The organism is Bradyrhizobium sp. BRP56, from assembly GCF_020194035.1.
Classification (GTDB): Bacteria; Pseudomonadota; Alphaproteobacteria; order Rhizobiales; family Xanthobacteraceae; genus Bradyrhizobium; species Bradyrhizobium australafricanum.
Window position 1 is genome coordinate 21,684 of the sequence record NZ_JADYVV010000043.1, and the last position, 15,806, is coordinate 37,489.

General features: G+C 60.4%; 16 protein-coding genes and 1 pseudogene. 10 read left to right on the forward strand and 7 right to left on the reverse strand.

Annotated elements, in window-relative coordinates; all coding sequences use genetic code 11:
- Nucleotides 1-2 precede the first annotated feature (2 nt).
- Together I6F38_RS27020 and I6F38_RS27025 are read right to left on the reverse strand one after the other, a co-directional pair.
- Complete coding sequence (locus I6F38_RS27020) at nucleotides 3-644, reverse strand: TetR family transcriptional regulator C-terminal domain-containing protein (protein ID WP_225162469.1); 642 nt, start codon at nucleotides 642-644, stop codon at nucleotides 3-5.
- 239 nt (nucleotides 645-883) lie between these two features.
- Complete coding sequence (locus I6F38_RS27025; RefSeq protein WP_155258656.1) at nucleotides 884-1,057, reverse strand: hypothetical protein; 174 nt, start codon at nucleotides 1,055-1,057, stop codon at nucleotides 884-886.
- A gap of 696 nt (nucleotides 1,058-1,753) precedes the next feature.
- On the opposite strand from I6F38_RS27025, the gene I6F38_RS44265 reads away from it, so the two are divergent.
- The 3 genes from I6F38_RS44265 to I6F38_RS27040 all read left to right on the forward strand — a co-directional run bounded on the left by I6F38_RS44265 (nucleotide 1,754) and on the right by I6F38_RS27040 (nucleotide 3,992).
- Nucleotides 1,754-2,293 carry a hypothetical protein gene (locus I6F38_RS44265; RefSeq protein ID WP_346657131.1) on the forward strand — a complete coding sequence of 180 codons (540 nt, stop codon included), beginning with the start codon at nucleotides 1,754-1,756 and terminating at the stop codon, nucleotides 2,291-2,293.
- A 93-nt stretch (nucleotides 2,294-2,386) separates the two neighbouring features.
- Nucleotides 2,387-3,490 (forward strand): DNA polymerase IV, encoded by a 1,104-nt coding sequence (gene dinB, locus I6F38_RS27035; protein ID WP_225162471.1) that lies wholly within the window; start codon nucleotides 2,387-2,389, stop codon nucleotides 3,488-3,490.
- A 268-nt stretch (nucleotides 3,491-3,758) separates the two neighbouring features.
- A complete protein-coding gene (locus I6F38_RS27040) occupies nucleotides 3,759-3,992 on the forward strand; it encodes a hypothetical protein (protein ID WP_225162472.1) in 234 nt (77 codons plus the stop codon).
- Between the two features lie 29 nt (nucleotides 3,993-4,021).
- On the opposite strand, the gene I6F38_RS27045 is transcribed toward I6F38_RS27040, so the two are convergent.
- The gene (locus tag I6F38_RS27045) at nucleotides 4,022-4,354 is read right to left on the reverse strand and encodes a hypothetical protein (protein ID WP_225162473.1); all 333 of its coding nucleotides are present in this window, start codon (nucleotides 4,352-4,354) and stop codon (nucleotides 4,022-4,024) included.
- A 226-nt stretch (nucleotides 4,355-4,580) separates the two neighbouring features.
- On the opposite strand from I6F38_RS27045, the gene I6F38_RS27050 reads away from it, so the two are divergent.
- Entirely contained in the window at nucleotides 4,581-4,838 is a 258-nt protein-coding gene (locus tag I6F38_RS27050) for a hypothetical protein (protein ID WP_225162474.1), read from the forward strand.
- A gap of 345 nt (nucleotides 4,839-5,183) precedes the next feature.
- Here I6F38_RS27050 and I6F38_RS44075 read toward each other — a convergent pair whose 3' ends face one another.
- Complete coding sequence (locus I6F38_RS44075; RefSeq protein ID WP_276573517.1) at nucleotides 5,184-5,306, reverse strand: hypothetical protein; 123 nt, start codon at nucleotides 5,304-5,306, stop codon at nucleotides 5,184-5,186.
- Between the two features lie 19 nt (nucleotides 5,307-5,325).
- Here I6F38_RS44075 and I6F38_RS27055 point away from each other — a divergent pair.
- Nucleotides 5,326-5,692, forward strand: a pseudogene (locus I6F38_RS27055) (SOS response-associated peptidase family protein); the annotation flags it as partial.
- 56 nt (nucleotides 5,693-5,748) lie between these two features.
- Here the strand turns inward: I6F38_RS27055 and I6F38_RS27060 are convergent.
- Nucleotides 5,749-7,341, reverse strand: coding sequence for a recombinase family protein (locus I6F38_RS27060; protein ID WP_346657132.1), 1,593 nt, complete (start codon nucleotides 7,339-7,341; stop codon nucleotides 5,749-5,751).
- A 507-nt stretch (nucleotides 7,342-7,848) separates the two neighbouring features.
- Between I6F38_RS27060 and I6F38_RS27065 the strand changes: the two genes are divergently transcribed.
- On the forward strand, nucleotides 7,849-8,649 hold the full coding sequence (locus I6F38_RS27065; RefSeq protein ID WP_225162475.1) for a TetR/AcrR family transcriptional regulator: 801 nt from the start codon (nucleotides 7,849-7,851) through the stop codon (nucleotides 8,647-8,649).
- Nucleotides 8,650-8,656: 7 nt separating this feature from the next.
- Here I6F38_RS27065 and I6F38_RS27070 read toward each other — a convergent pair whose 3' ends face one another.
- On the reverse strand, nucleotides 8,657-9,469 hold the full coding sequence (locus I6F38_RS27070) for an enoyl-CoA hydratase/isomerase family protein (protein WP_225162476.1): 813 nt from the start codon (nucleotides 9,467-9,469) through the stop codon (nucleotides 8,657-8,659).
- A 69-nt stretch (nucleotides 9,470-9,538) separates the two neighbouring features.
- Here I6F38_RS27070 and I6F38_RS27075 point away from each other — a divergent pair, with 69 nt between their 5' ends.
- Complete coding sequence (locus I6F38_RS27075; RefSeq protein WP_225162477.1) at nucleotides 9,539-11,485, forward strand: AMP-binding protein; 1,947 nt, start codon at nucleotides 9,539-9,541, stop codon at nucleotides 11,483-11,485.
- 102 nt (nucleotides 11,486-11,587) lie between these two features.
- On the opposite strand, the gene I6F38_RS27080 is transcribed toward I6F38_RS27075, so the two are convergent.
- Nucleotides 11,588-12,397 carry an enoyl-CoA hydratase/isomerase family protein gene (locus tag I6F38_RS27080; RefSeq protein WP_225162478.1) on the reverse strand — a complete coding sequence of 270 codons (810 nt, stop codon included), beginning with the start codon at nucleotides 12,395-12,397 and terminating at the stop codon, nucleotides 11,588-11,590.
- 112 nt (nucleotides 12,398-12,509) lie between these two features.
- Between I6F38_RS27080 and I6F38_RS27085 the strand changes: the two genes are divergently transcribed.
- Genes I6F38_RS27085 through I6F38_RS27095 form a run of 3 tightly spaced genes read left to right on the forward strand, consistent with a single transcriptional unit; the run spans nucleotide 12,510 to nucleotide 15,648 of the window.
- Nucleotides 12,510-14,054, forward strand: a complete 1,545-nt coding sequence (locus I6F38_RS27085) for an AMP-binding protein (RefSeq protein WP_225162479.1) — start codon at nucleotides 12,510-12,512, stop codon at nucleotides 14,052-14,054.
- On the forward strand, nucleotides 14,051-15,232 hold the full coding sequence (locus I6F38_RS27090; protein WP_225162480.1) for a thiolase: 1,182 nt from the start codon (nucleotides 14,051-14,053) through the stop codon (nucleotides 15,230-15,232). The genes I6F38_RS27085 and I6F38_RS27090 overlap by 4 nt, the downstream gene beginning before the upstream one ends.
- Entirely contained in the window at nucleotides 15,232-15,648 is a 417-nt protein-coding gene (locus I6F38_RS27095) for an OB-fold domain-containing protein (RefSeq protein WP_225162481.1), read from the forward strand. The genes I6F38_RS27090 and I6F38_RS27095 overlap by 1 nt, the downstream gene beginning before the upstream one ends.
- Nucleotides 15,649-15,806: the final 158 nt, after the last annotated feature.

Sequence of the window (15,806 nt, forward strand, 5' to 3'; positions counted from 1 at the left end):
CCTCAGTTTGCCACTCTTCTTGGCGGAAAGAACGCGTCGAGAAGGTCGTGACAAGCCGCTTCTCCCTCCGCGGCGGATATCGTTCTTGGATCGGCAGCCCAGCCGGACCACAGACCTTCGGTAAGCTGAGTGAGCGTGATCGCAAGACGGTCGGGATTAACTTTGGCACCCCGCGCATTCGCGGCGCGCTGCATAAGGTTGGCCAAGCCACGGCGATACGGCCGGTTCAGCTTGTGATAAATCTCGGCAAGATCAGGAGACCAGCGCGACGTGCTGGCCAGAGCGACCCAGACCAGGACCCTTTCCGGCGTGAACACGGGCGCCCGAAAACTTGCGCTGACGATAGCGTGCAAGCGGTCAAGCGGATCTTGGCCGGCCGCCTCCGCCGCAGCTCTCGTCGCCAGTTCAAAATCCTTGGCCACTTCCCCTACCGCGTGAAGCAACAACGCGTCCTTCCCAGGAAAATAGTGCCCGATCAGACCGCGCGAAAAGCCGGCCGCCTCGCAAATGGTCGCCACTGTCACGTCCTTGTAGCCGCGCTCCGCGATCGCCTTCATGACTGCGATCACGAACTCATGTCGCTTTGCTTCCTGATCGGACGATCCCACCGGGCGTCCCCGCGCCCGTTTTTCCGCTTTCTGCAAGCAACGATCTCCTCTTCCCGGCTCACCGGGCACACTAAATCATCGAATTTCTTTGAATGTCCATTCAATTTCGCACCCGCGCCCATGTGAGAGCTTTTGCGCTGAAGCAAGGTGCCGGATCGCAAAAACCACGTTGGTTTTTCCCGTTAAGCTTCAGGAACGATGCAAGCCATTTTCCGGTATTTGGCCTGGATTAGGCTAGCATTGCCTGCATTCGCAGGAGAGTGGAGCCCGGCACTTCAGCTCTCTCTGCCAGGCCAGTACTTCGCCTTGGTTGCAATCCAGCGCTCCGCGTCGGCTTCCGTATCAAAATCTCCGATGTGAGAATCCGGCCCATTGCCGGTCTTGACCGCTACAAACCAGCGACCGTCTTTTGTCTTCTCCGGCTGAAAATGAGGCGTCTTGGTCGTCATGCCACTCAGTATGCGATGTTGATGTCCAACATTCCACACGCCGCGACTGCGACGGAGGCTTAGCCCATTTGGGGCATGACGATAACATATAAGGTCCATCAAGGACGCGGAGAGCGTCGCCGGAAACGAAGAGCCCGTATTCGCACGGATACAACGAGCGTGTTCTGAGGCCCATGATCGAACCCTCGGCGGATAGCGCATGGGACGTTCGCTATGCCAACACTGTCCAGGCAAGAGACGGAAGCGCTCGCATGCAAATGTGACGTTTGCGGTCGTCATATGGCCCTGTTGGCCGAACTACGCTCCGTTGGTAAGTACGAAGCGGTCCATGTGTTTCGTTGCTATGGCTGCAATTCAGTGAAGTCGGAGCAAGAGGCCCGGCGCTGATTGGGTATCTTTCGCGACGGCCTCATGCGAGGCATCTCGCAGGGAGATCTCGGCAAAAATCAATCACGGGCGCAGCAACGTTCGGTCCTGATCACTACTAGTTGGCCCGCTCTCCCGGCGCGATTCCTGGTGGTTTATCTCCCTGCGATTGGCGCAATCTCCGATCGTGCCTGAGACGCCGGTCGAATAGCGTCAGCCCGAAACTGTGGTGAGATCAAGCACCCACCGTGCGACGCAATATAATCCCTACTGCAGCCCCGCCCTCGTCGAGGCGACCAATCGCTTCGCCAGATTGCGATGATGATAACCATGCTGCCGGACGTCGTCGCGAATACCGTGGCTGACAGATCGAACGACACGCTTCTGTTTGCGCCACCTTCCGGCGATTGCCGAAGGGATAGAGCCACCCCGAATAACAACCAGAAGCTCGTTGCTCCTGTTCAAATAAACATCGTACATAACACTCCCCGCTTACTTGCCGTAAACTCCAATCAACGCCTGGTTGCGAAGCAGCAGACCCTGCCCAGCGCGTTACCCTGGACGGTCTTCCGGAATCCCCTGCAAGGCCTGTCGAGCAACGCGCCCAAGAGCCCCAAGCGTCTTTTTCCCCTGCTGGGCGGCCCGCAGCAGCTTTCGCGCGATGAACTTCCTGGTTTCGTGATCGCCACCGCCGTTCGGGAGATCGCGGCAGACTTCATCCAGAACAACATCGAGGTTAGCGGTCGTCCGCTCGTCAAACTGCTTCATGAAAAGGCTCGCAACGAAATGAAGACAAACACTCCGGGCGAAGGCCAAAACGTCCAAGCCTGGGCGATATCGCCGAAGTCCAATAGCGAGTTGGTAACATGAGGCTCACGACGTCCGACCGGCCAGTTCGGAACCGGACTTTTCCCCGTTTTCCCCGCCATTCCCGCGCGCGACGGCCTCGAGTACTGTCTCCGAATGAATTCGCCAGACCAGGCGCGGAACAGCGGCGAGGCCCGACCGCGCAAGATCATTCATATCGACATGGACGCGTTCTACGCGTCGGTGGAGCAACGGGACAATCCCGACTTGCGCGGCAAGCCATTGGCCGTCGGTGGCTCCGCAGAACGCGGCGTCGTGGCCGCAGCGAGTTACGAGGCCCGCAAGTTCGGGGTCCGCTCAGCAATGCCGTCGGTCACCGCAAAGCGTCAGTGTCCGGAGCTGGTTTTCGTGAAGCCGCGTTTCGAGGTCTACAAGGCCGTCAGCCGGCAGATCCGGGACATCTTCGCCGAGCACACGGAAATCATCGAGCCGCTGTCGCTGGACGAGGCATATCTCGACGTCACCGAGAACATTCAGAAGATCGCGCTCGCAACCGAGATCGCTACCGCTATCAGGGCCAAAATCCTCGCCGAAACCGGCCTCACGGCCTCTGCCGGAATCTCCTACAACAAGTTCCTGGCGAAGCTCGCGTCCGACCATCGTAAGCCCAACGGCCAGTTCGTCATCACACCCGGGATGGGGCCTGCCTTCGTGGAGAATCTCCCCGTTGGCCGATTCCACGGCATCGGCCCGGCGACGACAGCCAAGTTCAACGGCCTCGGCATCTTCACCGGGCTCGACATCCGCAACCAGACGCTCGAGTTCATGAACGCGAATTTCGGCAAATCCGGCGCCTACTACTACTGCATCTCGCGCGGCGTCGACGAGCGTCCGGTTCGAGCGAACCGGATACGAAAGTCCATCGGCGCAGAGAATACATTCTCGAACGATTTGACAGCGTTCGACGCCCTGGCGGTCGAGCTCCAGTCGCTCATCGACAAGGTCTGGCGGCATTGCGAAAGCACCGGCAGCCGAGGGCGCACGGTGACGCTAAAGGTCAAGTTCTTCGATTTCGAGATCATTACCCGCAGCAGATCGGTGTCTAGCCCGGTATCTAACCGCGCTGACCTCGAGCGTCTGGCTCTCGACCTGTTACGGCACGAGATGCCCTTGCCGAAATCCGTACGCTTGCTGGGCGTGTCGCTGTCAGCGCTCCATGACCAAGACCGAGCGGAACCTCAACTCGATCTCCCGATTTAGCACTCTCGATCTAATTTCAGATCGCGCCTGCTGCGCAAGCCGGCCCCGGATGACCTGACCGAGCGAAAACCGCGCTTCGGGCGAAATTTCATGGGTAGCATTCACGCAGAACTCGCCGGCCCCTTCCGCGCTCAGTCCATCGAACGACCGCCGCTTCCCATTGAATCATCTTAAGCGCTTTCCATGCATTTCTCGCTAGACAGTGGGCAGAATTGGTCCAATTCTGCTGTGACAAGGAGACGGCATCATCGGCAACTCAGATCGACTAATGGACATGAAAGCGCAAAAGCTCGCTGCCCTTTGCTTTCTGACGGTTTTCGACGCCCCAGCGGCAGCATCTGCCCTCACCTTGGAAAATATCAAGGCAAGGCTTGAAGCAGCTGGCTATTCGCAAATCCGCGAAGTGCCATCTGGCAAGATCAAGACGTTCAAGGCCACACGGGATGGGAAGGAACGGTCCATTCTCGTCGACAGCACCGGCCATATCCAGGAATTGCAATAGAGTCCTTGAGGCCCGAACCGCAATGGGGATCACCCGCGCAGCTGCAACGAGATCTCGGTGCTCGTGAACGTCCTCTCGGGTGTCAGCACCACCATGTCTACGACGGTCATCGAGCCCGGGTGGCTGTACACATATCTGACGTGCCAAAGCGGCCCGACGTCGGGTGAGATAACAAAATCTCCGGATTCGAGCGCGCGGGCGATCGTTCTGACTGCCACACTATTCTTTATCGGGAGGGAGAAAACTGCGTCGACAAGCGCCGCAAGGGTTACCCCATCAGCAAGGAAGGCGCGAGCAACGTTGTCCCCGTGGGCCTCCCGGAGGGCCGACACGATTGCGGCGACGGCTTCTGGGTTGTTCACTCTGCGCGCCTTGCTGAACCATGAGACGGTCAAAGGTAACCGGGCTTAACCGGTGACCTCATCCTCTTATAGGCCAGGAGCCCTTCCGTTGGTAACTCAAAGCGGACCGCCTTCACCCAGTCCGGAGCTCGCCCTTCGGCTCGATTCTGAAAAACAGCCCTTGCCGCCAGCAGGAGGCGTAAACATCTAACATGTCGAGCAACGCAATATCCCTAACGGTAACAAGATGGACCTGACCGAAATCCAGAACTACGCGATACAGGCGAGAATGGCGTTCATCGTTGGCGCGGGAACGTTTGACCGCGTGTTCGCCGGCATCCGCTTTGCGGAGATCGACGGGTATCTTCTGTATGTCTACGCAAGAGACGAATCGAGCGCAGCCGAAATCGAGGACAATTTCGCCCTGCCCATCGCAATCGTTGCGTCGCAGATCATCGGCCGGGAAATCGATGTCGTTGTCGTGCTACCGAAGGTCCTCCAGTGAGGGTCCCGCCAAGCGCCTGTTAGGCTTCTGCCGCCGCGGCTGCAGCTGTCGGATCGCCGCATACTGCACTTGTCCCAGCCACGTCTCGTTCGACGGCCAGAACACCGTATTGATCCGGATTTCGCGAGAGGCAGGACGGCCGTAATACAATCCCTGCCGATATTATCGTAACTTGCAGAGCATTTTTCACCTTTCGAGTTTTTACAGGCCCATTGCAGCCGGCCGGAAAGGACCGCCCCTTGGACGGTCCTTTTCGATTCCACGATCCGTTTCAGCGGTCATTGCGGGGATTCACCTTTGACGAAGGAGCAACTCGCTCGAGACGCGGCAGACATCTTCCGACTGCTACGGGCATTCCGCGCGATTAAGGATCGAGCCGCGCGGCGAAACGTTGTCGAGGCTGTCGAGGCAATGGCCGAAGGTCGCGCAGCCGACAAGGCCCTCGACGACAAAGGCGGAAAGCCTCATGCTTGAGCGATGTACTGCGGGCTGGCTTAAGCCGGAGAACCGCTCCCTGGTGCCGTTCAATGGCTTCGAGTGTGCTCCTGAGCCGAACCTGGAGACCAAGAAAAAGGACGTGCCGCTGACGGTCTTCGCCGGCATCTGGACCGCGTTCAAGGGGGTGATCGGGCACCAAGTCAAAGTCGATCCCAGGTCCTCACAACGTTTATGGCTTTCTGACGAGGCCGCAGAACGCTGTCGTTGAGTCAATCCACCTCAAGGTCATGCCCGTTGTCCTCACTACAGATGAGGAGCGCGACGTATGGATGCGAGCGCCGTGAGATGAAGCAAGAGCGCTGCAACGACCCTTGCGGGACGACAAGCTTGCGACTGTGAACCAGGGGACGGAACGAGGACCCGGCTACGTCATGAGCCTTGCTATTGGCAAGCGCTCCGGAAGCGGCGCCAGCTATTTGATCTTGCGAATTCCCGTTCGTCCAAGCGAAAGCTTTCGATGTATCCCCATCGACAGGGTATGCGGCGACTTGAAGATCTCAAAACCAAGGCGGTCTCGCGCGGCATCGCTTATTCTTACGCCATCTCTCGTATCTGGTTTGACCAAGCCTGTTTTCGGGATCAGCATGTAGTCGAGAACCGACTTGGCGTCGTTGGTCAGCCTGATGACGACGACCCACCGGCCGATCACCTTTCGAATGAATGGAATGCGGTACTGGTTTAGACACCCGGGATAGCGGTATGCGCGAGCAACGCGAAAGTCCAGCAAGACCTCCCTTCCGATAAGGACTTGGTCGCCCGATGAGTTTGCTTTTATGCCGAGCGCTTTGAGATCCGCCACGATCTCCCGGCGCAGCGCTCCTATCTCCTCTGCCCAATGCTCTTTCGCATCAATGTATGTATGGTCCCGTTCGGAAGTATAACCGATCAACCGGTAAGCTTCTCGAATAGTTCCGAAATGGCGAATAAAAGTGTGGAAGCTCGGCAATCCGACAGTGCTATTGATGATACCGGTGCTCAACCGTCCTCTTTTTTTGAGGGTCCGGCGCAATCGAACTAGCATTTCAGTTTCTGATATCTCGACACGCCGGTTAGCAAGAATTTTTTGGACGCGCTCGAAGGTGGACACGCTGATCACCGGGTCAATGCACCGTTCCACGCGAATCCACTGGTCGGGTGGATTGATGACTCTCGGCCCCTTGAGTTTGCGCGAGACTCGATTGTAAAGGAGGTTTCCGATAAAGGTTTCGTTTTTGAGAATGCGATAGATGAGCGCAGGATTCCAAGGGTGCCCCGTGGATGTCTCCACATTGCGGCGGTTCAGCTCTCTCGCTATCCATGCATCGCATTTTCCCTTGAGACATTGCGCGAAAATCCATTTGACGATGGCGACCTGATCCGGAGGCCCCGGCCGGATCTTCACGCGATCGGATTGCAAAAATTTGGCCTCGCCCTTCTCCAGAAACATCTTCGGCCGCTGCTTCTGGTCAACCAGCTCGCGTCTGAGACCGTAGGTCTTCGGAGCACCTACCGAGAACCCTTGCCGGATAACCCGCGAGTGGGAGGCATGCACCCTGGCGGATAGATCGCGACTGAAGTCGGCGGCCTGCGTTCGCTTGAGATACTTTCCCAAGGTAGAGGCCAAACTGAAGTCATTCTTGAATCCCTCGGCGCAATATTCGACCTCCACCCCGGCTTGCCGGCAGAGGAACTCGTAGTGAGCACCTTCGTCTAGATCTTGAAACCGCCCCCACCGGCTCACATCGTATACGAGAAGCTGACCATAATCGGCTGCGCCTGTTGTGACATCGCTTATCAACCGTCGAAGGCCTGCTCGGTTCTTGATCTGAAGGCCGCTTTTGCCTTCGTCCGCGTAGGTCTTGACGATCGCCAGACGGTGCGCGCTGGCGTAAGCCGCGATCACTGCCATCTGGTTTGCGATTGAGTAGACTTGCTTTTCGGTAGACATGCGAACGTACTGCGCCGCTCGCCGTTCCATGTCACCTTTTGGAAGGTGATCCTTCCTTATCGTAAGTGCATTTGCCATGGGCAACCCGACGAGGCCAGCTTACTCCATCTTTGCCATGCCCCAAAACCAACTTTGAAAATATTCTCTTTGCCGTCGGGCAAATCATCGATCCAATCACACACCCGATCAATTTGCCGGCAGGCGCGGATCTCATATCGGTTCTATTTCCCGCACCGATCGGGGGCCTCGCCGAAGCGTGACGCCGGCACGCCCAAAGGTGCATCAAAGCGATAGCCGCCCCCGAGCCGGCCACTCCATGCGCTGACATCAGGAACTGGTCCCCACCGCGGGATGGTGAAAAGCCGATCTTAAGTGAGTGGCAACGTTGAATTTGGCTGAGCGCGAAAGAGGCGGCGACAGAAACGCCGCTTAGCCAGGAATGACTTCTCAACTCCCGCGGCATCGGAGGTTGTGCCGAATGTCGCCTGCCGCCTGCCAGGCGAGCCCGCCACAGCCGCGCGGCTTACGGGCCCTGTGTTTTGATGCCGTCAGGTACCATCGGGCTGTTACCTGCCGGATATTGCCATGCTCTACGGAATCTGCTTCGACAACGATCATTGGTTGCACGAGCCGGCAGTCTGGTATGTCGACACGGAGCTTGCGGGAGGTATGAAAACGGTGCGGTCATCCTTGCGTTCCGGTGACCGGTCTGGCCCGAGGCCGGCGGGACGTCGGCCGAAAGCCCTCCCCCCGAGCCGCGGGCGCAAGACCGGGCCCGACAAAGGCCCTGCGGCCGCAACGCCCAAGTCCGAGCGGTCGCGGGACCTCATCCTGCATTCCGCGGCCCAGCTGTTCCGCCGCCAGGGGTTTTCGGCCACGACGCTGCGCCAGATCGCAACCAGGGCCAAGATAAAGGCCGGTAGCATCTACTACCATTTCGACTCCAAGGAGCAGATTCTCGACGAGGTGCTGGACCGCGGCCTGCGCCACGTGTTCGAGACGGTGAAGAACTCGGTCGAGCGCGCCGGAAAAGTATCGCACCGGCGCAAGATCGGTCTTGCGATCGAGGCCCACCTCGTCGCGCTCCTCGAGACGAGCGACTTCACTTCAGCCAACATTCGAATCTACGGGCAATTGCCGGAGCAACTGAAGAAGCCGCACCGGCCGCTGCGGCGCGCATACGCAGAATATTGGGACCAGCTCTTCATCGATGCCCGGCGCGCCGGCGAGATCCGCGCCGACATGGAGGTGGTGCCATTGCGTATGTTCGTAATCGGCGCTCTCAACTGGACAATCGAATGGTTCAGGCTGGAAAACAGGGATGCCGTGCTTGAATTGGCCCGTCGCACGGAGACGCTGATCTTCGAAGGCGTCAATAAGCCCTGATCCCAATCTATCTGCCCTGCCAGACTGGCTTGCGCTTCTCTGCGAACGCTTTCGGCCCTTCGATCGCATCGAGACTGGCATAGGCCTCCTGATGCAGGCGCTCGGCCGCGACGAGGCCCTGCGCAAGCCCCAGGTCCATCGCGGCTAGCACACTCGCTTTGGCCGCCTTGACCGACAATGGCGCGCCCTCGACGATTTTCCGCGCCAGCTCAAGCGCGCGTTCGCGCACGGCCTTTGGTGTATCCTCAAGCGAGTTCACGAAACCATGCTCCGCGAGCCGTTCGATCGCGATCGTCTCGCCCGTCAGAACCATCTCCATCAGTAGGGGTTGCGGCACCATCCAAAGCACCGGCACCGCCCACGGGGACCCGCGCCCCATCTTGACCTCGGTTATTCCCGCACGGGTGCCGCGCAGCCCGATCCTCAAGTCGCACTTCAGCGCAAGCATCATCCCGCCGGCCATCAAAGATCCCGTCATGGCAGCAATGATGGGCTTGGAGACCTTCCGCATCGCGTGCTGCATGGGATCACGCATCAGCGTCAGGATATCCACCCCGTCCCTCGCCCGGATTTCCGCGGCCTGCTTCAGATCCAGCCCTGCGCAGAATACCCCGCAATCCGCTGAGGTCAGGATGATCGCGCGGACCGAGGCGTCGGTTTCGACCCTGTCCCAGGCGTCGGTCAGGCCGTTCATCGCCTCGACCGAGAGCGCGTTCTTGCGTTCGGGACGGTCGATGGTCACCGTCGCGATGCCGTCTTCGACGGAATAGCGGACTTGCTCTTTTTCAGCCACGATATCTTCTTCCTTGAATTCTAACATTTGTTAGAATACATCGCCGCACGCCAGATGCAAGAACATGGCGCAGCTCTTGAGGCAGGAGGAAGCAAGATGGCGTATCTCTGGACGCCCCCCGCGGAACTGGTGGAGCAGAGCAACCTGAGCGCGTTTCTTCGCGCCACCGGGCAGCCGGACTACGACACGCTGGCGGCCAAGGCCGACATCGATCCAGCCTGGCTCGCGCAGGAAGTGTTCGGGTTCTGTGACGTTCGCTTCTATCGCAAGCCCGAGAAGATCCTTGATCTTGCACGGGGCGAACCGTGGGCGCGCTGGTGCGTTGGCGGGACCACGAACATCGTCCTCAATTGCATCGACAAGCACCGCGGAACTGAAGTCTGGGACAAGACATTCCTGGTCTGGGAAGGCGAAGACAGGCGCGAGCAGCGGCGACTGAGCTACGCCGAGTTCGCATCCGCTGTCGAACGGCTAGCATCGGGCCTGCGCAAGCTCGGCATCGACAAGCGCGACGTCGTCGCGATCTACATGCCCAACCTGCCCGAAACCTTTATGGCTTTCTTTGCAATCCTGAAGATCGGGGCGATCGTGATGCCCCTGTTCTCCGGCTTCGGTCCCGACCCGATCAGGGCGCGGCTCAACCATGGTGAAGCGAAGGCCGTCATCACCGCGAACGGTACCTGGCGTCGAGGCGCGCCGGCTCCGCTGAAATCGGTTCTCGACGAGGCCCTGGAGACCGCACCAACCGTCCAGCATGTGATCGTGGCAAACCGCGGCGGGCTCGGCATCGACACCCCCATCCAGGCGGGACGCGACCACTGGTGGGATGAGATCGCCAAGGAGGAGGCAAACCTTCCGACCGTCGAGATGGACGCGGAAGATCCTGCCATCCTTCTCTACACGTCGGGAACGACCGGCGAACCAAAGGGCTGCGTGTGGACGCATATCAGCTTCATTGGCTCAATGGTGACGCGGGATATGATCATCTGCGGCGACTTCAAGCCAACGGATCTGTTTTTCTTCTTCAGCGACATGGGATGGATGGTGGGCGCGATGTGCGCCTGCATTCCAAGCTTCGCAGGCGGCAGACTCCTCGTGGCCGAGGGGACGCCCGATTATCCCGATACGGGACGCTTCTGGCGCCTGATCGCCGATCACAAGGTCACCTATCTCGGTGTTTCACCGACCATCGTGCGCGGCATGATGCGCCATGGCGAGGAGGTCCAGCGGTACGACCTCTCGAGCCTGCGAATGACTGCTTCGGGCGGCGAGGCCTGGACCGAGACACCGTGGCGATGGTTCTTCGAACACGTCTGCAAGTCAAAGATCCCAATCATCAATATTTCCGGCGGAACGGAAGTCGGCGGCTGCATCTTCACCGGCATCCCCAACCATCCAATGAACCCGTGTTCGTTCTCCCGGCCGGCCCTCGGAGTCGGCGCGGATATCGTCGACATGGCGGGTAACCCTGTCCCCGACGGCGAGGTTGGCGAGCTGGTGCTGCGTCATGCATCGATCGGGCTCACCAAGAGCCTGTGGAAGGACGACCGGCGCTATCTCGAGAGCTACTGGAATACGATTCCGGGAATCTGGGTGCATGGCGACTTTGCCATGCGCGGCAAGGACGGTCTCTATTACATTCTTGGCCGCTCGGACGACACCCTCAAGATTTCGGGCAAGCGCGTCGGTCCGGCAGAGCTCGAGGGCGTGCTGACCGCAACCGGCAAGGTCGCGGAAGCTGCCGTCTTCAGCGTCCCGCATCCGGTCAAAGGCTCCGCTATCGTTTGTGCTTGCGTGCCGAGCCCTGGTGCGAAAGACCTCCGCGCGCTGTCGGAAGAGCTTGCCCAGGCCCTGGTGCACGGAATGGGCACCTCGTATCGCCCGGAAAGGGTATTGCTGGTCGATGACCTGCCGAAGACGCGCAACATGAAGATCATGCGCCGTGTGCTTCGCGCAGTCTTCGAAGACAAGGACCCCGGCGATCTGTCGGCGCTCGCCAACCCCGAGGCGATCGACCATATCCGTCAGAAGCTCAAGGGATAGCTGCTGGCCCGGATTGGCCCGGACCAGGCGACGTCGCTTGGTGTGAAGTGAGACATCAAGGCAACCACTCAGGTCGGTTGCCTTGACGGGGATCAGACGATCCTAGATCGGGCAATCCTTGGGGAAAGCTGGCTTGCGCTTCTCAAGGTGCGAGGCCAGGCCTTCGCGGGCCTCATTGCCGGCAAAGCCGAGGATTTCGAGGGCGGTTGACGTGTCGAACAGCGGCCCGTTGACGCGAAGCCAGTTGTTCAACGCATATTTGGTCCAGCGGATCGCACTCTGTGCGCCGGTGGCGAGATCCTGCGCCGTTTCCAATGCGATGCCTTGCAGCTCCGCATCGTCGACGCACAGCGAAACCAGGCCGATACGCTCGGCTTCCTCACCCGACAGCGGCTTGCACGTGAGCAGATAGTACTTTGCCTTCGCCAGTCCGCAGAGCAGCGGCCAGATGATACAGGCGACGTCGCCAGCGGCGACACCGAGCCGGGTGTGCCCGTCCACGATCCGCGCCGATTTGCCACAGATCGACACGTCGGCAAGGATCCCGACGACGAGGCCGGCGCCCACGGCGACGCCGTTGATCGCCGAGATGATTGGCTTGTTGCAGTTGATGACGTTGTAGACGAGATCCTTGGCCTCTTTCCAGGTCGCCATCCGCGCGGCCGGATTGTCGAGCAGTGACTTGATCAGCTCGAAATCGCCGCCCGCGGAGAATGCCTTGCCCGCCCCCGTGACAATCACGGCGCTGATGTCGGGATCGCTGTCGATGTCCCTCCAGATGTGAGTGAGCTGTGTATGGGTCTCGGCGTCGACGGAGTTATAGGTCTCCGGTCGGTCGAAGGTGATCCGAAGGATCCGTTCAGCCGGATAGTCGAGCTTCAACCTCGTGTAGGCCGCGTACCGATTGGACATATTGATCTTCCCGCTTTTGGCGCCTAAGAAGCGCTACCAATTATTTCTAACAGATGTTAGAATTTGTAGTCGGCCGGCGCAAGCATGTCGAAAGACAGCGCTCGAGGAAACGTTGACGGAAACCGGGCTCAGTATCCAGACAGGCGGCGGATCCGGCGTCGGAACCGTCGGTGCACTGTTCGAGGCCTGTGCGGAGCTTCATGCCAACAGGCCTGCGATCGAATACCGCGGCCGGCACGTGACCTATGGGGAGTTGCGCGACCGGGTCCGTCGGTTGACCGTCCTGCTTGCCGCGCGGGGCCTGCAACGTGGCGACCGGCTTGGCCTGCTGTCGCGCAACCGTCCCGAATATCTCGAGATCGAGTTGGCGGCCGCCAATCTCGGGATCATCACGGCTTGCCTTAACTGGCGGTTGTCGGAGCGCGAACTCTCCTATTGCATCGAATTGGTGTCGCCCAAGCTGCTGCTGGTCGAGGCCGACCTCGCAGCAAGCCTCCCGCCGGCCGCGAAGGCGACTCCAATCCTGGAGATCGGATCTCAATACGAAAGCGAGCTTACGCGAGCAGACGGGCGGGCATCCCCGTCTGTCGCCGAACCGGAAGATGGGCTCGTCATTCTCTACACCAGCGGAACGACCGGCCTGCCGAAAGGTGCCGTGATTTCGCACCGCGCGATGGTCATGCGGGCGTTGGTATTCTCCTCCGAACTCGGTATCGCTCCGCACGACACATTCGTCGCATGGGCCCCCCTGTTCCACATGGCCTCGACCGATCATGCGCTCGCCACCCTGCTGCGCGGCGGAACTGTCGTTGTGATCGACGGCTTCCAGCTGGAACCGCTGCTGATGGCCGTTTCCCAACACGACATCGGCTGGCTGGTCCTCATTCCCGGCATGGTAGAGGCGCTTATCGATGGTCTGAAAGCGCAACGCACCAAGGTGAAGGGAGTGCGGGTGTGCGGAGCCATGGCCGATCTGGTCGCCCCGCACGCCATTGCCGAGGTCACCGAAATGCTCGGCGCCCCCTATCTCAACAGCTTCGGCTCGACCGAGACCGGCCTGCCGCCGGCGACGCGGGCGCTGATTGCGCCAGGCGAAGTGCCGGCCAGCCTGTCCAAGCGGCAAAATGCGTTCTGCCAGATCAAGCTGGTGGACACCTCCGACAACGAGGTCGCGCCCGGCGAGCCCGGCGAGTTGGCCATCCGCAGCCCGACACTATTCTCCGGCTATTGGCGCGCGGACGAGACCAACACGCGCGACTTCCGCGGCGGCTGGTTTCACATGGGCGACGTATTCAGGCGCAACGCCGACGGAACGCTCGATTTCGTCGACCGCGCCAAATACCTGATCAAGTCGGGCGGCGAGAATATCTATCCCGCCGAAATCGAACGCGTCCTGCTAGGCGACGATCGGATCGCGGAAGTCGCAGTGGTCCGCGCTGCCGACCCAAGGTGGGGAGAGGCCCCCGTCGCCTTTGTCGCTTGCCGCGAAGGGGCTGCAATGACGGTAGCCGAGCTCACCGAACTGTGCCGCCGCGAGCTGGCGAGCTACAAGCGGCCGCGCGAATTCCGTTTCATTGCCTTCGGTGAATTCCCTCGCTCGACAAGTGGCAAGGTCCAGCGCCACGAACTCGAACGCCTGTTGAAAGCTTCCACATGAGCGACACCAGCCTGAGAGGAAAGGTTGCCGTCATCGGCATCGGATTGTCGGCGGTCGGCAAGGTGCCAGGCCGCAGTCCGCTCTCGCTTGCGGCAGAGGCCGCAGCAAACGCACTCGCCGACGCCGGCCTCGCCAAGAGCCAGGTGGACGGCGTGCTGTCGAGCCATGCCTTCGCCTCCCCGTTCCATCGCTTCAGCGTTGCCTTCAGCGAGTATTTTGGAATCCGTCCGACCTTCTCGAACACGTTGCAGGTGTCCGGCGCCACGGCGACGACGATGTTCAGCATTGGTGCGGCCGCCATTCACGGCGGCCTCGCCAAGGTGGTGCTGCTGGTCGCGGCCGACAGTCTTATGACGGGGCTGACGCCGGATCTGGCGCTGCGTTCGCTCACAGAAAGCCGGGATCAGCAATACGAGATGCCGTTCGGCATTCCGGTTGCCAACACCTTCGCAATGACCGCACAACGGCATATGAGGGAGTTCGGCACCACGCCCGAGCAGCTGGCGGAGGTCGCCGTCGTGCACAGGCGTCACGCGGCGCGGACCCCCGGCGCGCAGCAGACGACGCCGATCACCGCAGCGGACGTGCTGAATTCGCCTATGGTCACCACGCCCTATCACAAGCTCGACTGTTCGCTGATCTCGGACGGCGGCGCGGCATTTGTCCTCACGTCGGCCGAGCATGCGAAGGCCCTCGGGATCGAGAAGCCAATTTTCGTCCTCGGTTGCGGCGAATGCTACACCCACGAGCACATCTTCCTGATGCCGTCCCTGACCACGACCGGTGCCGTCGAATCCAGCCGGCGGGCCTACGCAATGGCCGGCTACCAGCCGCGCGATATGGATGTCGCCGGCATCTATGACTGCTTCACGGGCACCGTGGTGATGATGCTTGAGGACCTCGGCTTCTGCCGGAAAGGTGAAGGCGGCCCGTTCGTCGCCGACGGACAAATGAGCTACGACGGCCAAATACCCTCCAACACCCATGGCGGCCTGCTGTCATTCGCGCATTCCGGAATGCCTGGCGCCCTGTTCCACTTCCATGAGGTGATCGCGCAGCTGCGTGGGCAATGCGGCGAGCGGCAGGTCGACGGCGCCGCGCTCGGGCTGGTGCACAGCCTCGGAGCGGGATTCGCCACCAATGCCACGGTCATTCTGGGCACTGAGGGAACGCTGTGATGCCATCCGAGAATTCCACCCGAAAGCCCCTGCCCGCTCCGGATGCCGATACGACCGCATTCTGGCATGGCTTGCGCCACGGCAAGCTCCTGCTGCAGCACTGCCGCCGATGCCGCAACGTGCAGTACTACCAGCAAACCACATGTCGCGAGTGCGGCGGCGATAAGCTCGTGCACAGGCCCGCGACCGGCCGCGGCAAAGTGCACTCCTTCAGCGTGGTCTATCGGGCTCCCGGCCCCGCATTCAAGGTGGATGTCCCCTATGCCGTGTTGCTCGTCGAACTCGACGAAGGGCCGCGCATGATCAGCACCCTGACGGGGAGCGATCCGGCGGACGTCACCTTCGACATGGAGGTCGAGCTCGCATTCGACCAGGTCTCTGACGACATAACTCTGCCGCGCTTCCGGAAAGCCTGAGGGATCCGCATGAGTTCTGCTTGCATCCGCGCGCGATCAATTCTAACACTTGTTAGAATTTTGCAGCACCTCGATTTTGTGGCGCTCGCACCGCCGACCCACCGGTCGATTTACACCAGCGGCAGGTCACCGACGGACTTGCCGCGCAGCCGCCAGGA